2 protein-coding genes are annotated in these 2,621 nt (G+C 42.8%); both read right to left on the bottom strand.

The features are described from left to right. Positions 1 to 181 precede the first annotated feature (181 nt). On the bottom strand, positions 182 to 1,042 hold the full coding sequence (locus KGY70_20600; protein MBS3777606.1) for a helix-turn-helix transcriptional regulator: 861 nt from the start codon (positions 1,040 to 1,042) through the stop codon (positions 182 to 184). Between the two features lie 1,165 nt (positions 1,043 to 2,207). Beyond that, the gene (locus tag KGY70_20595; protein MBS3777605.1) at positions 2,208 to 2,450 is read right to left on the bottom strand and encodes a hypothetical protein; all 243 of its coding nucleotides are present in this window, start codon (positions 2,448 to 2,450) and stop codon (positions 2,208 to 2,210) included. Positions 2,451 to 2,621: the final 171 nt, after the last annotated feature.

The following is a 2,621-nucleotide window of genomic DNA, read 5'->3' as shown; positions in this document are numbered from 1 at the left end:
CTGCTTTCTCTTTATCATTTTTTTATCGAAACAATTCATTCATGCAACTTTTAAGATCAATAATGAACAAAATGAACAACCAAAACACGATTGCAAGATATAATGGGTTTTTTAATAATTCTTGTAAAAATCGGACAAGAGATAAAAAAATTGACCCGGTTTTGACGAAAGACCATTTTCTTTATTTGAATGCATAAGGACGATTGATGTAAAATTTGCCCCGGCTGGAACGCTGGTATTGCCGGGGAGATGCTTTCATGATGCTTTTAAACTCGCGGACAAAATGAGGCTGATCGTAATACCCACAATCATATACAATCTCGGATTCTTTTATGCTTTTCATTTGGTCAAGCAAGTAACAGGCCCTGTTAAACCGGATAATTTTCAGATACATTTTGGGGGTAATGCCCAGTTCTTCCACAAACATTCTGTACAGCTTCTTGTAAGAAATTTCCAGACCGGAAGCCACCCGACCCACACTCAACGGGCCTTCCATTTGCTCTATGCTGTTTAAAACAGAAACAATCCTTTGTGTAGGATGATCGTGGGCATTTATCCGGTGAAGGAAAAAGTCATTGATGCTCATCAAAAGTACCCTTTCATTCCCAACCTGAAGTGAGTTGACAAATTCCCAGTAGAGTTTTAAATTCCAGAATTGGTCCAGATGGACCACCTGATTGGTAAGCTCATTCAGATCGGTAGCAAGCAACCGGTTTACACCCAGAGGCGTAAAAAGTATACTGAGGCCCCTGAACGGCCTTCCGTTGACTTCAATCCTAAGCTTCATGGGATGATCCAGCTCAAAGATCCCGGCCACAAATCCAGATAAAGCTTGTTTTTTCCGCTTTTCATGAAAAATAACCTTGCTGTCGTTAAAAAGGAAGAACATTTCCACCAACCCATTGGGCAAGGCCCGGAAAAAGAAATTCTGGAGCCTGTCTTTCCGGTTTTCATACAGGTAATAGCAAGTAATATAAGGCTTCAGAGCAAAAGCAGGCTCAATTTTTTTTGTCCGCAGGTTGTCGAAATAGGTGTTTTCCATATCGAAAAAATCGGTTGAACGAAAAATGACAAGTTATAAATTTATACACCAATAGAAGAACAAAAGTTTTGTCTTTTGATGTTCCCATTAATTTTTTGGACGATCGGCAGATAATTTTGTATGAATGTGATTTATTTGTGAATAATACGGGTTAGATATGACCCTATTCGTCTTTTAAGCCCTGAAAGGGCGATAATATGACAGCCCGGGGCAACGCCCCGGGTAACATCCCCCCAATACCAAGAAAGCCCTGAAAGGGCGTAAGATATTTGCTTGATTTCTTTGATTAACAGGAATGTATCTTGTAATTCATGCCCTCCGCATGTCATGCCTGTCAGCCGGCAGATAGGCATGACATAGAATTATTTCTACCGAATCAAGGTAAATAACATTTCTTGTACAAGCCCATAAACGCTTGGCAAAAAAAAACTTGAACTCCAATATTATTGCGCACTCTAACGAGGCGCTACAGATGGCGGGGTGATCCGGTTGCTATCGCTATTTGCCCTCTAACGAGGGCAAGATAACCTGCCGCCTTGGTTTAAAATAAACGTCCATAGTTTTAACAGTTTTTACTCGTCTGATATCGCTTCAAAGCAAAAATTTATCCCAGAGATTAAACACAGATAAGGGAAGAGCCAGGGATATACTAGTTGCTTTCTCCAAACCCCATATAAACCGGCGATAGAAATATTCTCTTCGGCACGCAGGACTTTTTAGGGACGAAGCCAAGAAAAGTGTACTCTTTTCCGCCCACCTTGTGAAGAAAGAGCCTCTCTCGCTAAGCGGGAAGCTTGGCCTGGTAGTAGAGTCCAAAGTTTTTTTCTTCATTGCTGAGTTATAATTCTTATAATTCTATATCTGCCATACCAGTAAAACAACTACTGACCGGCTCCTTCTCCGTAGTTACTGCGAAGGAGAAGCTCCTTCTCCGTAGCTACTGCGAAGGAGAAGCTCCTCTCCCTTCCAGAAGGGAGACCTGTCCCGCCGGCTATAGGCGGGAGGCTGGGAGAGGATACTGGCACCCCGTCTGACCGATTATTAAGTCCACACGGTGAAAGAAAATTCAAAGTGCTAACCTCAGACAATCTAATGGAGTAGCTATATCTACCCGGTCGGACGGGTGAGGAAGGCACCAGACATGGCGGATCAGAAGCAACAGAGGCTAAGAGCAATTATCCATTGCAAAAGACACCATTCCATACTGCATGCACTGCATATACGCTCTCCTCATGCCCCAACAAACCGGTCCGATCCCGTCAAAAAGCCGGACCAGACCGGGTGCCAGGCCCGTCTGTACACCTTTCGAATCACCGGCATAACAGATGCCTCTGGCACCCCGCCTGATCCCGTCTAAAGAGCGGGACTTCAGCCGGAATGAAGAAAAAACTACAATTATTAGACCCATATTATTTCAAGGTTAGTTCTGAAAGAACGTAATGTAATGTATTTCCCTTCCGTGTTCCTCCGTGATCTCCCCTCGTGTGCTTTGTGGTTAATATTATATATTCTAAATCTGGAGGCTATAGCCCGAATGATTCACAAATAATCCTGACTAAACAAATTAATTCTTTTCCCC

Source organism: Bacteroidales bacterium, from assembly GCA_018334875.1.
GTDB lineage: Bacteria > Bacteroidota > Bacteroidia > Bacteroidales > UBA12077 > JAGXLC01.
This window is presented reverse-complemented; position numbering and strand designations above follow the sequence as displayed.

What these genes read in the sequence shown, in the direction of transcription:
- KGY70_20595 (MBS3777605.1), bottom strand. Translation starts at nt 2,450, where the DNA reads ATGGGTCTAATAATTGTAGTTTTTTCTTCATTCCGGCTGAAGTCCCGC.
- KGY70_20600 (MBS3777606.1), bottom strand. Translation starts at nt 1,042, where the DNA reads ATGGAAAACACCTATTTCGACAACCTGCGGACAAAAAAAATTGAGCCT.